At 59.5% G+C, this 14718-nt stretch carries 13 protein-coding genes, 1 tRNA gene and 2 pseudogenes; 8 read left to right on the top strand and 8 right to left on the bottom strand.

The genetic code is table 11. The features are described 5' to 3' along the window. Window positions 1–53: 53 nt before the first annotated feature. The 3 genes and pseudogenes from FGE21_RS14430 to FGE21_RS14440 all read right to left on the bottom strand — a co-directional run bounded on the left by FGE21_RS14430 (window position 54) and on the right by FGE21_RS14440 (window position 3312). Window positions 54–1292 (bottom strand): hypothetical protein, encoded by a 1239-nt coding sequence (locus tag FGE21_RS14430; RefSeq protein ID WP_139664019.1) that lies wholly within the window; start codon window positions 1290–1292, stop codon window positions 54–56. A 134-nt stretch (window positions 1293–1426) separates the two neighbouring features. Then, window positions 1427–1833, bottom strand: a pseudogene (locus tag FGE21_RS14435) (transposase); the annotation flags it as partial. 402 nt (window positions 1834–2235) lie between these two features. Continuing rightward, window positions 2236–3312, bottom strand: a pseudogene (locus FGE21_RS14440) (IS110 family transposase). 25 nt (window positions 3313–3337) lie between these two features. Between FGE21_RS14440 and FGE21_RS14445 the strand changes: the two are divergent. Then, window positions 3338–3643, top strand: coding sequence for a hypothetical protein (locus FGE21_RS14445; RefSeq protein ID WP_139664020.1), 306 nt, complete (start codon window positions 3338–3340; stop codon window positions 3641–3643). A gap of 330 nt (window positions 3644–3973) precedes the next feature. On the opposite strand, the gene FGE21_RS14450 is transcribed toward FGE21_RS14445, so the two are convergent. Beyond that, window positions 3974–4063 (bottom strand) — tRNA-Ser (locus FGE21_RS14450). 283 nt (window positions 4064–4346) lie between these two features. Here FGE21_RS14450 and FGE21_RS14455 point away from each other — a divergent pair. The 7 genes from FGE21_RS14455 to FGE21_RS14485 are packed head-to-tail and all read left to right on the top strand — an operon-like array spanning window position 4347 to window position 10919. Next, on the top strand, window positions 4347–5261 hold the full coding sequence (locus FGE21_RS14455) for an SPOR domain-containing protein (protein WP_139664021.1): 915 nt from the start codon (window positions 4347–4349) through the stop codon (window positions 5259–5261). Window positions 5262–5317: 56 nt separating this feature from the next. Beyond that, the gene (locus tag FGE21_RS14460; RefSeq protein WP_255731599.1) at window positions 5318–6505 is read left to right on the top strand and encodes a D-alanyl-D-alanine carboxypeptidase family protein; all 1188 of its coding nucleotides are present in this window, start codon (window positions 5318–5320) and stop codon (window positions 6503–6505) included. Next, window positions 6502–7146: a dTMP kinase gene (gene tmk / locus FGE21_RS14465; protein ID WP_139664023.1), complete on the top strand. Its 645-nt coding sequence runs from the start codon at window positions 6502–6504 to the stop codon at window positions 7144–7146. The genes FGE21_RS14460 and tmk overlap by 4 nt, the downstream gene beginning before the upstream one ends. Continuing rightward, window positions 7143–8264 (top strand): DNA polymerase III subunit delta', encoded by a 1122-nt coding sequence (locus tag FGE21_RS14470; RefSeq protein WP_139664024.1) that lies wholly within the window; start codon window positions 7143–7145, stop codon window positions 8262–8264. Before tmk ends, FGE21_RS14470 begins: the two co-directional genes overlap by 4 nt. A 55-nt stretch (window positions 8265–8319) precedes the next feature. Then, on the top strand, window positions 8320–9135 hold the full coding sequence (locus FGE21_RS14475; protein WP_139664025.1) for a TatD family hydrolase: 816 nt from the start codon (window positions 8320–8322) through the stop codon (window positions 9133–9135). Then, the gene (locus FGE21_RS14480; protein ID WP_139664027.1) at window positions 9135–9932 is read left to right on the top strand and encodes an MBL fold metallo-hydrolase; all 798 of its coding nucleotides are present in this window, start codon (window positions 9135–9137) and stop codon (window positions 9930–9932) included. Before FGE21_RS14475 ends, FGE21_RS14480 begins: the two co-directional genes overlap by 1 nt. Before the next feature lie 54 nt (window positions 9933–9986). Next, window positions 9987–10919 (top strand): AEC family transporter, encoded by a 933-nt coding sequence (locus tag FGE21_RS14485; RefSeq protein ID WP_139664029.1) that lies wholly within the window; start codon window positions 9987–9989, stop codon window positions 10917–10919. Between the two features lie 193 nt (window positions 10920–11112). Here the strand turns inward: FGE21_RS14485 and FGE21_RS14490 are convergent, their stop codons facing one another. The 4 genes from FGE21_RS14490 to FGE21_RS14505 form a co-directional block, all read right to left on the bottom strand. Continuing rightward, entirely contained in the window at window positions 11113–11847 is a 735-nt protein-coding gene (locus FGE21_RS14490) for an amino acid ABC transporter ATP-binding protein (protein ID WP_139664030.1), read from the bottom strand. Further along, window positions 11844–12518 carry an amino acid ABC transporter permease gene (locus FGE21_RS14495; RefSeq protein ID WP_139664031.1) on the bottom strand — a complete coding sequence of 225 codons (675 nt, stop codon included), beginning with the start codon at window positions 12516–12518 and terminating at the stop codon, window positions 11844–11846. Before FGE21_RS14495 ends, FGE21_RS14490 begins: the two co-directional genes overlap by 4 nt. Window positions 12519–12521: 3 nt before the next feature. Continuing rightward, window positions 12522–13289 (bottom strand): amino acid ABC transporter substrate-binding protein, encoded by a 768-nt coding sequence (locus tag FGE21_RS14500; RefSeq protein ID WP_139664032.1) that lies wholly within the window; start codon window positions 13287–13289, stop codon window positions 12522–12524. 324 nt (window positions 13290–13613) lie between these two features. After that, on the bottom strand, window positions 13614–14531 hold the full coding sequence (locus FGE21_RS14505) for an MYG1 family protein (RefSeq protein WP_139664034.1): 918 nt from the start codon (window positions 14529–14531) through the stop codon (window positions 13614–13616). Window positions 14532–14718 lie beyond the last annotated feature (187 nt).

Genomic DNA, 14718 nt, shown 5'->3' on the forward strand with positions numbered 1-14718 from the left:
AAAATCAATGGGTCCTGAGCCTACGGCTTTCAGATACTTGCAAGGCGTTCTACCTATCCCGAAATAATTGAGATGTAATGCCTTAATGCTCGTAAATGAGGCTCAAGTTTGCCTGTGGCTTCCAAAAGCCAGAGCGCTCCAACTGAAAGTCCAGCGGTTGAAAGTCGGCCGCTCCACTTGCCAAACTCCTTGAAGAATTCATCGACGGTTCTATCTGCTTTCTCCGCAAAGTATTGGCCCCAAGATTGACGAATTCCTTCTATTGTTTCCCGCGCATTTTCAAGTTTGTCGATCTCTGGACTCGGTTTCGCGATTTCCTCAACTACGCTATTTAGAGCTACCTGAATAGCCTGCGTCTGCAGCATGACCTCAGGCTCAAATGTCATATGTATTGGTGGATTGTTGTGGCCAATCATATTCTGTGGCCCGTCGCTTTTGGGAGCTTCTGCTTCGATAGCTTTCAGCGCGTCTTCTAGTTCGTGAACCCTTGCAAGAAGCAGTTCCCCAAGTTCATCCTTGAAAGCCATTTTCACCAGATGACTTGGGCCTTGTTCCCATCCCGAAGCATCGATGTCCGTTAGTTTTTCAAATACACTTGCCTCGTCGATCTTGTCGGTGCCAAGATAATTGTTGAAGATCAAGTCGAAGAGTGGTTCCAAGATAGTGTTTGATACTTCCTTTCTCTTTGGTATTTTTTCGTCCCTCTCATAAGAACGAATTGCATTTGTACGGTTGGGGCGATCAAAGGCGTTGAGCATCTGTTTTCCGTCAGGAGACAAGTCACGCTCGATGATAGTGTCCAAGAAGTCTCCATCATAGAGCCCAAGTAAGCCTCTCACTGCATCGTGGTCATCCACGCCTTTCAGGTTGGCTGACAAGTACAAGCTCGCAGATTGCCGGATTACCCTAACGGCCAACTCAATGTCCGTTTTTTCAAGTTGGTTGGCACAAAGCTCACAAAGGTCTGCGCAAGCATTCGCTACAGTGTGGGAATTCCCTATGCCGAAATCTGCCGTGTGTTGGTGGAGATACTCTTGTGCCAGCTCGCAACGATTGGCCCAATATTTGTTAGGGTGCCTGAGAAACTGATTGACCGCAACGTAACCTCGCAGCGCCGCAAGGCTACGGTCATGATGATCATCACCGTTCACAGGATATGGATCGGCAAAATATTCGATTACTCTATAGATTGCGCGAAACGCAATGATGGGGACTAGGCGTCTTTCCGCAGACGAAAGCTCTGTTCGAATTCTATCAAGCTTTCGATCTACCAGTTCTTCGTGGTGGTTCATGTTGAAGCCGTTTAATCGATGTCCAAAATGATTTATGCGGTCTGTAGCTGGCCTCGGCAAATGAATACAGACTTGCCGCTAGCGACCATCTGGGTAAACCTTCCGTTTTTAACGGGACGAGGTCGTAGAACTTTCGCATCTATTTTCAGTTTCGTTGGGGGTGTGATGCCACCGATGCTCATGTTCGGTCGGTCATTGTTGTAAGTCTAGAGCCACTTTGTGGTAAAGTGTTGGGCCTCCTCAATGCCGTTGATGTTGTATTGGTCCAGCCATTCCTGCTTGACCGTGCGATTATAGCGCTCGATGTAGGCGTTCTGTTGCGGCTGGCCCCGAGCTTGCCGCGCGATTCGATGGTGTTGTTGAGGCTCTGGATGACCCGCTCGGCGGGCAGGGAAAAGTCCACCTCAATGCCCAAGCCTTCTCGGTTGACGTCATCCAAGACGTTCAGCAGCCGGAAGGCACGACGGTCAACCAGTCGATCTGCCACGAAATCCATCGACCAGGTCACATTCGGCCGCTCCGTCAAAGCCAGAGCGTCTGGCAGGCGTAGCTGCTGCGGGTTGCTTCTTCGAAACATCGCAATGTCAGTTCCGCAGAACGGCCGCGTTCCCGTTTTTGCGCAGAACGCTTACTTCGCGAATGCAGCGAACGACAGCAATGGGTAAATGCAAGTGCAGCAACCCAATGGGTGAACGGATGTCGTGTGTGGATGGCTCCTGCATTGCAAGCGTTTTTTGTGTTGCGATCATCCGTCAGTACAGTCGTGCGCCCGGCCTGTTTGTGTGGCGATTGCCACTGGCCCTGATGAGTTCCGCAAGCAAGGTTCCTATCGGCTAAACGACCTCTGAGGGCCGCGACATTCGTCGGAGTGTCCTGGCTTTTGGTTGACTTCATTTCGCATCATCACATCAAGCGTCTTGCATCTTTGGGCAGTTAAGCCCGATCAGGCGATCGGCTGCCGGTATTCCTCTCTTTTTGTGAGCATGGCCCAGATAATCCGGGCGGACTTATCTGCCATGGCAACGGTCGCCAGCCGGAACGGCTTTTCCGCGAGCATTTTCGCGGTCCAGATGTCTGCCTTTTCCGGTTTGTTCCGCGCCATCAACGCGCGTGACGTCATCCCAATGATCAATAGCTTTCGAATATATCGGTCGCCATTCTTGGTGATCCGACCAAGGCGCTCTTTCCCGCCGCTAGACTTGTTCAGAGGTGTCAAACCCAACCAAGCAGCCAGATCACGACCAGTCCTGAACTGATGCGCATCGCCGATCGTCGCAACAATTGCTGAAGCCGTGATCGGACCAATGCCGGGCATGCGCATCAAGCGACGGGCATTGGCGTCAAGCCACGCATGTTGCCCAATCAACTTGCTCAGGCCATCGATCCGGGCATTGAGCCCCAAAAGTTGGTGGCACATTACGCCCAGGATGCCATCTGCGATCTCTGGCATCTCCAGTTGGTCTTTTGTGCCATGGCTGCGCGCGAATGCGGAAACCGCTTCGATGCCTGTCGGCAAGATATGACCAAACTCACGAAGAATGCTTCTGATCATGCTCACAACTTGCGTGCGCTGTCGCACGACTAAATCCCGTGACCTGTGGATCGCAAGAACAGCCTGCTGATCCTCTGATTTGATCGCAACAAACCGCGTTCTGCGCCTTTGAACGATCCCCCAGATCGTTCAATCCGCTGGCGCGGACCGGCTTAAACTCGGGCGGCGCAACGCTTCACAGATTACCTCGGCATCAGCGGCGTCCGTCTTGCCACGCTTAACGTATGGTTTGACATAGGCAGCCGACATTAAACGCACATCATGGCCCAGCTTGCGCAGCTCGCGACCCCAATGATGGGAAGAGCCGCATGCCTCCATGCCAATCAAGCATCGCGGAAGTGTTTCAAAGAACGCCAATAACTTGGCGCGCTTGATCTTCTTGTTGAAGACCTTACGACCGGTTTCAGAAATTCCGTGAACTTGAAATACATCCTTGGCCAGATCCAGGCCAACTGTTTTAACTGTCATTGGGTGGCTCCTCTCTCAGCAGTATATGACATCTGCAGTATGGCGCATTGCGACGCCGAGTGAAGCAGGAGCCATCCACCTCATCCGCTACACAACCAACCCCAAGACGCGCACCGGATTCTGGGAGGTGAAGTTCGCCGCGAACGTTGCGCGGGACAGCGCCGTTCGGACCGCGCTGCTCGAAGCAGGCTGGCGCGTCGCTACGATCTGGGAGTGTACCCTTCGAAAGCCGGAACAGATCGCGGCAGCGGCCGACCGGCTTTCAACATGGTTGCTCTCCGAAACTGAGACGCTCGAGCTCGGCGGGCGCGAGATCTTGCCAGCTACGTGAGAAGGCGAAGATGTCAGGTCGTCCAGCTGATTGGTACAGCCCTGCATGGCATGAAGTGCCCGTAGAATGTTCGATCTGAGTGTCTTCTTGCGCATGCCACTGGCGTCGAAGTGTTTAGCCAGGGACTCCGCAAAGGCATTTTATTTCAGTGGCTTGCAACCAATTCACCAAATCGGTGCAGTCATGAGGTCCGGAGAATATCGGCCCTCAGAGATGGACTTTGGGCCTTCGGGCCGCCACCGCAGTTAACAGCCAACCAGGCATAACCCTCGAAAACAACGGAAAAATCCTGCCGCAGCCGGATCGGGAGAACGCTTTCGCGGGGGCAAGTGGCGGGGAGACAGGGATTCGAACCCTGGGAACGCTCTCACGTTCAACGGTTTTCAAGACCGCCGCATTCGACCACTCTGCCACCTCCCCGGTCAACAGTTCGAACTGACGTGCGGTTTAGGGTGCCCGTGCCCCATAGGCAAGAAGAAATCCACATCCCGGCACAGATCACAAACGCGCAATCCGTCGCCCATCCCCCGAAAGACAGCATACGGCAGGCTTTCAATACCAAACCGCAGCGTTTAAGGTTCGCCAAAGAGGCGTAAAACCAGCGAGCCTGCATCAAAAACAGCCAACCGGGAACGGCCGGTGTCGGCTGGTGTTGCGCGCAAGCAAATAGGTGAAGCAGACCATGAGCAGGCAGGATACGGGCATGAGCAAAAGAACTTCTGGCGGCACAGCGTCCCGCAGGCAGACCCCCAACCGGCTGGCACTGGCATTCGTTGGCCTCGTCGCGCTTGGCGCCTGCGAAGGGGGCGGCGGGCTGCCCTTTCTCCAGTCCAAAGTCGCAGATGATCAGGCAACACCGTCGAATTCGACCAAGCTGATCGATCGCGATGTCGAGGCCCCGGATGTCTTTCAAGTCACCGAAGCTGGTCTTTGGGACGGGCGTCCTTCGATTGGTGGCGTGTGGGTTGCGCATCCCGACGTGTCCGACCCCGAGCGGGTCATCATCCGCAACAATGCAAACGGCAAGTTTGTGATCGGCGCCTTGTTCCGCCGCGAGCGGGCCATTCCCGGCCCCCGACTGCAGGTGTCATCCGATGCGGCTGCTGCGCTGTCCATGCTGGCCGGCGCCCCCGTGGAGCTGAATGTCACAGCGTTGCGCCGTGAAACCGTTGAGGACACCCCGCCCGAGGCCGCGAGCACCGACACTGAAACTCCGGGGGACAGCAGCCCGGTCGCAGCCGTCCCCGAAGTTCAGACAGAGGCTCTGGACCCGATTGCCGCCGAAGCCGCCGCCGCCATTTCTGCGACGCCCCCCGCCGCAACTGCCGCTGCCACATCGCCGCAGCCGCAGCTCAATTCCACCCCTGCCCCGCAACGGTCAGCGCTTGACAAACCCTATATCCAGATCGGTATTTTCAGCGTCGAGGCCAACGCCAAAAGAACTGCGGATCAGATGCGCAACGCAGGCGTCATCCCGACGATCTACGAACAGGCAGCAAACGGAAAACCGTTCTGGCGCGTGGTTGTCGGCCCCGCGCAATCACGTAGCGAACGTTCGCAACTTCTGAAGACCGTAAAAGGCGCCGGGTTTGCGGATGCCTATGCCGTGACCAACTGACCCGGCCCGTTCGGTTTTTTGACCAAAGACACGCGATTTCAGGGAGGAGCTCCCCCGTGACCACCCAAATCAGTTCCGCACCGACCTTTCGCCTTGGCATATTGGCCGGGGTCTGGCTGGCCCTTTCAGCATCTGCCACATGGGCCTTTGACACCAAGGCGCGGGCCGCCTTCGTGATGGATCAGGGCACCAATACCGTGCTTCTGGACAAGAACGCCTCCACGCCCTTGCCGCCGGCCTCAATGTCGAAACTGATGACGCTTTATGTGGCGTTCGAGGCGGTGCGCGCCGGGCGGCTGACCATGGACGAAGAGCTCCCGGTCAGCGCCCATGCCATGAGCTATACCGGCTCGACCATGTTTCTGGATACCACGGACCGGGTTCGGGTCGAGGATCTGCTGCGCGGGATCATTGTCCTGTCAGGGAACGACGCCTGCGCCGTCATTGCCGAGGCGCTCAGCCCGGATGGCACCGAGGCGGGATTTGCGCGCTATCTGACGCGTCGCGCCCGTGAAATGGGCATGTCCGACAGTACGTTCACGAACTCCAACGGCTGGCCGGATCCCAGGCATCGCATGTCGGTCCGGGATCTGGCGATCCTTGCAAAACACCTGATCGAGGACTTTCCGGAATTCTATCCGATGTTTTCCGAGCAGGAATTCGCCTTTGACGGTCGTGCGCCCTCCAATGTACGCAACCGCAACCCGCTCCTGTCGCTGGACATCGGCGCCGACGGTTTGAAAACCGGCCATACCGAAGAAGCAGGCTACGGGCTTGTGGGCTCTGCCAAACAAGGGGATCGGCGGGTGATTTTCGTCATTTCCGGCCTCAACAGCACCCGAGAACGCGCCGAGGAAAGCGAGGCGATCGTAAATTGGTCGTTTCGCCAGTTCACCAAAAAGACACTGGCCCGCGCAGGCCAGGCCGTAGAACAGGCCGAAGTCTGGATGGGCAGCAGCCCCACCGTGGGTCTGGTGCCCGCGCAGGACCTGGAGATCCTGCTGCCTGCCCTGTCAGACGGAACCGTCACCGCCGAGGTGGTCTATACCGGTCCCGTCGCGGCCCCCATTCTTGCCGGCCAACAGCTGGCCGAACTTGTCCTGCAACCCGAGGAGCTGCCGGAAATGCGGCTGCCACTGGTTGCCCAGAGCGACGTCACTCTCGGGGGGTTCCCGGTCAAGGTGATGACCGCCGCACGGGTGTTGATGTCGCAGCTCTTGAACGGACCTGAGGACGAATTGTGAACCAAAAGACCAATCGCGGCCTGTTCGTCACCTTTGAAGGGATCGACGGGTCAGGAAAATCCACGCAGTGCCGCCTGTTGGCGGATCATCTGCGCGCCAAAGGCCATGCGGTCGTCCTGACCCGGGAACCCGGCGGCTCACCCGGAGCCGAGGAGATCCGGCGGCTGGTGCTCGAGGGCGAGCCGGACCGTTGGTCGGCGGAAACGGAAATCCTGTTGTTCACGGCCGCCCGGCGGGACCATCTGGAACGCACCATTCAGCCTGCGCTCGAGGCCGGCAAGGTGGTGGTCTGCGACCGCTTCGCCGATTCAACACGGATGTATCAGGGCCTGTCGCGCGGCGATCTGCGCGACACCGTCGATCAGTTGCACAGTCTGATGATCGCGCGGGAACCGGATGTGACGGTGCTGATCGATATGGACCCCGCCACTGGCCTTGCCCGGGCGAAGGGTCGGCAAGGAACCGAAGAACGGTTCGAAGATTTCGGCGTCGACCTGCAGGAGAAGATGCGGACCGGGTTTCTGTCGCTGGCGCAGGAATACGCGGACCGATTTCGCGTGATCGACGGTGCGCGCGACATGGCATGCGTCGCCTCTGATGTTGTCGCTACCGTGCAGGCCGTACTGGATGCACGCCTATGAGCGACAAGGATGATCTTCCGCGCGCCGATCAGGCGGATGGCGCGCCTCATCCGCGCGAGACTGACCGGCTGTTTGGCCATGCGGCAGCGGAGGCCGCGTTTCTCGAGGCCTTCACGTCGGAGCGTCTTCACCATGCCTGGCTGATCATGGGGCCTCGCGGCGTCGGAAAGGCGACCCTGGCCTGGCGCATTGCGCGCTTTCTGCTGGCAACACCCCCGATGGAGGACGACGGTCTGTTTGGCGCTCCTCCGCCACCTGCGAGCCTTGAGATCGGGGCGGACCACCCGGTCAGCCACCGTATACAGGCGCTGGCCGAGCCGGGGCTGGCGGCGATCACCCGCAGCTATAATGACAAGGGACGTCTGCGCGATCAGATCGTTGTGGATGATATCCGCGTCCTGAACAAATTCTTTGGCCTCTCCTCTGCAGAAGGTGGCCACCGCGTGGTGATTGTCGACAGCGCCGACGAGATGAACGTGAACGCCGCAAACGCGTTGTTGAAAATGCTGGAAGAGCCGCCGGCGCGCACCACGCTGTTGCTGATCTCGCATCAGCCCTCCCGCCTGCTGCCAACGATCCGGTCCCGCTGCCGCACCCTGCGATTGGGCCAGCTGTCGCCTGCCGACATGCAGGCCGCACTGACGCAGGCCGGCGCCGAGTTGCCGCCCGACCCGACCCATCTGTCTGCCCTGGCTGCCGGATCGGTGGGCGCCGCCATGCGCTTGCTGTCACTGGAGGGGGGGAAATTATACTCCGAGTTGTTGGCGATTGCCGACAGCATGCCCCGGCTTGACCGGCAACGCGCCATGGCCCTGGCAGAAAAAGCCGCCGCGCGGAATGCCGGAGAACGGTTTGAACTGATGCTGACCCTGATTGATGTGCTTTTGGTGCGGCTTGCCCGGACCGGCGCCACCGGCCAGCCCCCGGCCCCCGAAGCCGCCGCGAATGAGGGGGCTATATTATCTCGCCTGTCGCCGGATCCGCACAAAGCGCGGGCATGGGCCGATCTCGCGGCCACGGTCACAGAGCGTACGCGCCACGGTCAGGCGGTGAACCTTGACCCTGCGGCGCTGGTCCTAGATACGGTGTTCAAGATGCAGGACACCGCATCGCGCTGAGGGCCGCCCCGGCCCTGCGTACAACAGGCGGCAAGAACGCGACAGAGGCCTCAATATGACCAATTCTACCCCGCCCCGGATCACGGACAGCCATTGCCACCTGGACTTTCCGGATTTCGACGGCGAACTGCCCGACATTCTGGCCCGCGCCGCCGAGGCCGGTGTGACCCGGATGGTCACGATCTGCACCCGACTGAGGAACGAGCCCACTGTGCGCGCCTTGGCCGAGGCGCATGCGCCGGTGTTCTACGCAGCCGGAACCCACCCGATGAGCGCAGCAGAAGAGCCCCTGACCTCAGTCGATGAGCTGGTCACACTCTCGCAACACCCGAAATTCGTCGGCATCGGAGAGACGGGTCTGGACTACCACTATACCGCCGACAGCGCCGAGGTGCAGAAGGAAAGCCTGCGTATTCACATCCAGGCCGCGCAGGAAACGGGGCTGCCGCTGATCATTCACGCGCGGGCCGCAGATGAGGACATGGCCGCGATCCTGAGTGCCGCCCATAGCGAAAAACCCTATACCTGCGTCATGCACTGTTTCTCTTCTTCCGCTGCATTGGGACGGGCCGCGCTGGATCTCGGGTTCTATCTGTCGATGTCCGGTATTGCCGCCTTCCCCAAGAGCCAGGAGCTGCGCGATATCTTTGCCGAGGCCCCTCTGGACCGGATCCTGGTGGAAACCGACAGCCCCTATCTCGCGCCGCCCCCGTTCCGTGGCAAACGCAACGAGCCCGCCTATACCGCCCATACGGCGAAAGTGGGCGCCGAGCTCTTTGGCTTGGACTACGCGGATTTCGCCGCCCGCACGCAAGAGAATTTCGACCGCCTGTTCTGGAAAGCCGCCCGGTTCGAAGGTGGGGCTTCCTGATGCCCGAATTGCGCTGCACGATCCTTGGCTGCGGCTCTTCAGGCGGCGTGCCGCGACTGGGGGGGCATTGGGGCGACTGCGATCCTGAAAACCCCAAGAACCGGCGCCGTCGGTGTTCGATGCTTGTCGAGCGTGATGGCCCCGAAGGCACGACAACGGTGCTGATCGACACCAGCCCCGACATGCGCAGCCAACTGCTTGATGCGGGCGTTGGACGGCTGGATGCGGTGGTCTATACCCATTCCCACGCCGACCATGTGCACGGTATCGACGATTTGCGCATGATCGTTTTCAACATGCGCGACCGTATTCCGGTCTATGCGGATGCCGAAACCAAAACAGCCTTGCTGGACCGCTTCGGCTATGCCTTCATTCAGCCGGAAGGGTCGAGCTACCCGCCGATCCTCGATATCCGCGATATCGACGGCGCATTTGCCATCGACGGCGCCGGCGGCGAAATCCCCTTCCTGCCCTTTCGGGTCCGCCATGGCGGCATGGACGCCTTGGGGTTCCGGATCGGGGATCTGGCTTATTTGCCAGATGTGGCCGAGATCCCCGAAAGCGTTGTGCCGCTCCTCGAAGGGCTCGATTGCTGGGTCCTGGATGCATTGCGCCATGCGCCACATCCCACCCATTTCAATTACCCAACCGCGCTCGCCTGGATCGACCGGATGCAACCGGCGCGGGCGGTTCTGACCAATATGCATATCGATCTGGACTACAACACGGTCGAGGCCGACACGCCCGACCACATCACCCCGGCCTATGACGGGATGGTGATTCACACGGATTTTTGACCCTGAATTTCTGAACACACCCAAATTTCAGACCGCACCGAGGCGTCGCTCAACATGATTTTCAACCTTATCAACGTCGTTCTTCCGGTCTTTGTTGTGGTCGGGATCGGATACGGGCTGACCCTGCGGGGGATGTTCCAGCAAAATCAGATCGACGGGTTGATGAAATTCGCCCAAGGAGTGGCGATCCCGTTTCTGTTGTTTCGGGCGATGGCCGGGCTCGATGTCAGCGCAGGCTTTGACCCCAAACTTCTGATCAGCTTCTACACCGGTGCCGGCACGTGTTTCTTCGCAGGTCTGCTGGGCGCGCGTTTCGTGTTCAAGCGAGAGTGGGAAGATTGCGTCGCGATCGGATTTTGCTGTCTCTTCTCCAACTCTGTCCTCTTGGGGTTGCCCATCACCGAGCGCGCCTTCGGGCCGGATGCGCTGGTCGGAAACTTCGCGATCATCGCCTTCCACTCGCCGTTCTGCTACGCGCTCGGCATCACCGCGATGGAGATCGTCCGCAATCGCGGCAAGGGCGGGTTGCGGACGGTAACATCCGTCCTGAACTCAATCTTTCACAACAACCTGATCCTCGCGATCATCGCGGGGTTTGCGGTCAACCTGATGGGGATCTCGATACCGGAACCGGTCGATGACGCATTGGCGCTGGTCGCCGCTGCCGGTCTGCCGACCGCTCTGTTTGCGCTGGGGGGCATCATGGTGCAATACCGGCCCGAAGGCGATCTGCGCACCATTGCGATGGTATGTGTCATCTCGCTGCTGCTACATCCGGCCATCGTCTACGCGCTCGGCAGCACGCTGGATGTGCGTCAGGATCTGTTCCGCTCCGGGGTGTTGAACGCTGCCATGGCGCCCGGGGTCAATGGCTATATTTTCGCCAATATGTATGGGCGCGCCAAAAGGGTCGCGGCCTCTTCGGTGCTGATTGCGACCGCCTCCAGCGTGGTCAGCGTCCTGTTCTGGCTCACGCTTCTGCACTGATCGTCTGGCAGTCGAAGACATATGCGGGCCATCATATCAGCGCGGCCACACGCGGCGGCCGTTGTCGGCATCGGCGTAGGTATAGGCAGCGGCGAGGGGAGAAGCCCCCACCCGCCGCAGCGTCAGACGGCGTCAGACGGCGACAGGCGGCGACGGAGGGGGGGGGGCGCCGCGTCGCAGCAGGCGGGTTGCGTCAGCGCCCCACCCGGGACAGGAAACGCTGCAGCCGGGCATCGCGCGGCGCTTCGAAGATCTCCGCAGGTGTCCCGGCCTCGACGATCCTGCCACCTTCCATGAACAGCACACGGTCGGCAATTTCACGCGCGAATTGCATCTCATGGGTGACGATCAGCATGGTTTGCTTTTGCTCGGCCACCCGCCGCATCAGATCCAGAACCTCTCCGACCCATTCCGGATCAAGCGCCGAGGTCGGCTCGTCAAACAGCATCAACCGGGCATCCAGCGCCATCGCACGTCCGATGCCCACGCGCTGCTGCTGCCCGCCCGAGAGCGCCGCGGGATAGCTGTCCGCCTTGTCGGCCAGCCCGGTCTCTGACAGGATCGCCAGTGCCCGTTTGGCCGCGTCTTCCCTTGGCAGGCGCTGCACGGTGACAAGCGCTTCCATGATGTTTTCCTTCGCCGTCTTGTTGGCGAACAGAGCGTAATTCTGGAAGACAAACCCGGTCCGCCGCCGCAGCGCCAGAATTTCGCCTTTGCGCGCCCGTGCCGCATCCACCGTGAGATCCCCGATTGAAATCTGGCCTGCATCAGGCCGGTCGAGGAAGTTCAGGCACCGCAGCAGCGTAGACTTTCCGGTTCCCGAAGGGCCGATGATGACCACCCGCTCGCCCGAGGCGATATCGAGATCGATATTGTCCAATACGGCCTTGTCTCCAAACCGCTTCGTCAGTCCACGGATCGAAATCATCGCACAAACGCCTTGTTCAGATAGGTTTCCAGCCACTTTTGCGCCTGGCTGAGGGTCTCCACCATGATCCAGTAGATCACCGCAACCACAAGGAAGGCCTCGAAATACAGGAAGCTGCCGGCCGCTTCCTTCTGTGCCGCGCCCATCATCTCCGTCACACCGAGGGTAAAGGCCAGCGACGTGCCGTTGAGCATGTCGATGAAGTAGTTCACCAGCGTCGGCGCCGCCACCCGAGCGGCCTGCGGCAGAATGATCCTCATCATCAATTGCGCCTGCGTCATGCCGATCGACTGCGCGGCCTCCCATTGGCTGCGATCAACCCCAAGGATGGCCGCCCGGATCGACTCCGCCATATAGGCCGCAAAGTGCAGCGTCAGACCCAGAACCGCAGCGGTCACCCCATCGATCCGGGTGAGAAAAGACACCACCTGCGGCAGCCCGTAGTAGAACAGGAACAATTGCACCAGCAACGGTGTCCCGCGGAAGAAGCTGATGAACAACACCACCAGCCAATCCAGCACCGGCACCCGGACAACGCGTTCGACGGCGAGCAGGACGGCAAGCACCAATGCCCCGGCCATCCCCGCTGCCGCCATTGCCAGCGTCAGCGGAACATAGCCGAGGATGACCGGAACCAGCCCCAACATGTATTCGAGATCGAGGCCTTGCATCGGTTACTGAGCCGCCGTGATGTCGGAACCGAACCACTTGAGTGAAATCTCGGTCAGGGTTCCGTTCTCGCGCAGCGTTGTGAGGGCTGCATCGACCGTGTCACGCAGCGCGCGCCCTTCTGCGTCATCCCGAAACGGCAGCGCGTTGCGGATCTCCGAGAACGGCTGGCCTGCCAGTTGCAGGGGCAACGGGCTTTCCTGGATCAACTGGGCAGAGGACACCCGGTCCATCACGAATGCATCCACACGCCCCAATGCGGTGTCCTGAGCAATATTGCTCTCGTAGGTCTTGATGGTGACCTCATCCGCGAATGGCAACTCGTTCAGAAGCTGTTCGAAGTTGGAGCCGAGGTTCACGGCAACGATCTTGCCCCGCAGATCCTCGACACCGCCAATTTCGCCATTCCCCTCGCGGGTCACAACCTGCGCCCCATCGAGCACATAGGCCTGCGTAAAGGCGAATTTTGCTTCGCGTTCCGGCGTGATGGTGATCTGGTTGGCAATCGTGTCTATCCGCCCTGCATCAAGGGCCCCGACCAGGCCGGAGAAGGACATGGTTTCGAATTCGATCCCGAGCCCGGTCTCGGCACCGACGGCATTCATCACATCGACCTCAAAGCCCTGCAGGACATCCTGACGCACGAAGGTGAACGGGAAATAGCCGCCGGACATGCCCACGGTCAGGCTGCGGTCCTCAGCCTGAGCCACGGTGGTGGCTGCTGCGGTCAAAAAACTTGCCACGGCTGTGGCCTGAAAGATCGCCTTGAACATTGAAAGAGACTCCTTGCTGTCTGCTGTTGAGGCAGAGGTGTCGCTTTTTCGGGCAGATTACAATGGAGGCCAGAAATCAGGAACCCGCGTCCCAAGTGCGGAACAGTTGGCAGGCAGATTGGCCTTTTGTCGCGACCAGCGCGTATAAAATTCTGACAGATCCGTCTTTCTCAGGACGAATGGTCTTGTGAGGCTCCATACGCGCCGCCCAAAACAGCGTCTTTCAAGGCGGCTATGCACCCCATGCATCTCACCGCATCGGGTCACGATATCGGGGAGCGACAGCCAATTTCCCCGCCCCTGCCCCCTGAAAGAGACGCGACCTCAAACCACGTCGGCGACGGCGAGATCCGCCATCCGCAGGATCGCCTCGCGACTGTTTGCGACCGCGATGAACCGTCCGTTGTGACAGAATTTCGCACCATTCACCCCGGTGACCTCTTCCAGCGCCCCGTCCGTCAACCCGGCCCAGGCGGCGGGCAGATCGGCGCGATTGTCGAATGTATCGCCTCCCACCCGGATGGTGGTCAGCGTCCAGTCGGTGCCGCGGGGGTGGATGACAAACAACAAATGATCCGCTCCGGTTTTTTCAATTGCGGATCGGAAGGGCATCCCCTGCGGCAACTCCAGAATGCGGGATGTCCCGGCCTTGGCAATCGCGCCACAGACCATGGCCTCTGCCCGAAGCCTGGCCGCTTTGCGCGAGATTGCGGCCTCCACGAAGCTGCGCGCCACGCCCAGCGCCTCCAGAAAGGCCCGATCATCGGCATTCGGATCATCCACATCAAACGGAGGCTTCAGCGTCTCCAGAAGCGCAGGCAGTGTCAAATCGGCCAGTGGCCCCGCGACCGACGGATCCAACGCGCCATTGTCCATCAGATCAACCGGCAACACAAAACTGCTATCAAAGGAGGCGTAGATGTCTTCAATGTCTGCTTGCGGCACCGAAAGCGCCTGCAGATAGTCCCGCCCGAAATGCCTCCAGATCAGCCCAAAGGAGCTGTAGGGCTGCCCGTCCTCACGCAACGGCGCATCCTTTTGGTGATGGTCGAAGACACCAGCCTCGGGATCATAGGCACGGCCTACATCATAGATCACCCGGTCCGGGGCCGGCGTGATCCAGCACTCCTCCCGGCTCCGCACAATCCTGGCCTCCGGGTACAAGCGGGTCAGAACAACCGACGACAACAGCTCATCCGCGTGGAAGCCACCAGAATGGGTGACAAGATAGGACAGGCTCATGCGGGTAATCTCCTTGAAAGGTATTGGGCTGCAACGGGCAGCGGGAACAAGTAACAAAAACGAGTGACAGGATCTTCCTGGATTGATGGATGGACCCTTCCGGATCAAGCACAATTCCGGATTGATCACTCGGATACGACAGTGCGGCCAACTTGTAGATGCGACTGTGGCACAGGCCAAGTCGCAT

Source organism: Phaeobacter sp. B1627, assembly GCF_006265095.1.
Classification (GTDB): Bacteria; Pseudomonadota; Alphaproteobacteria; order Rhodobacterales; family Rhodobacteraceae; genus Epibacterium.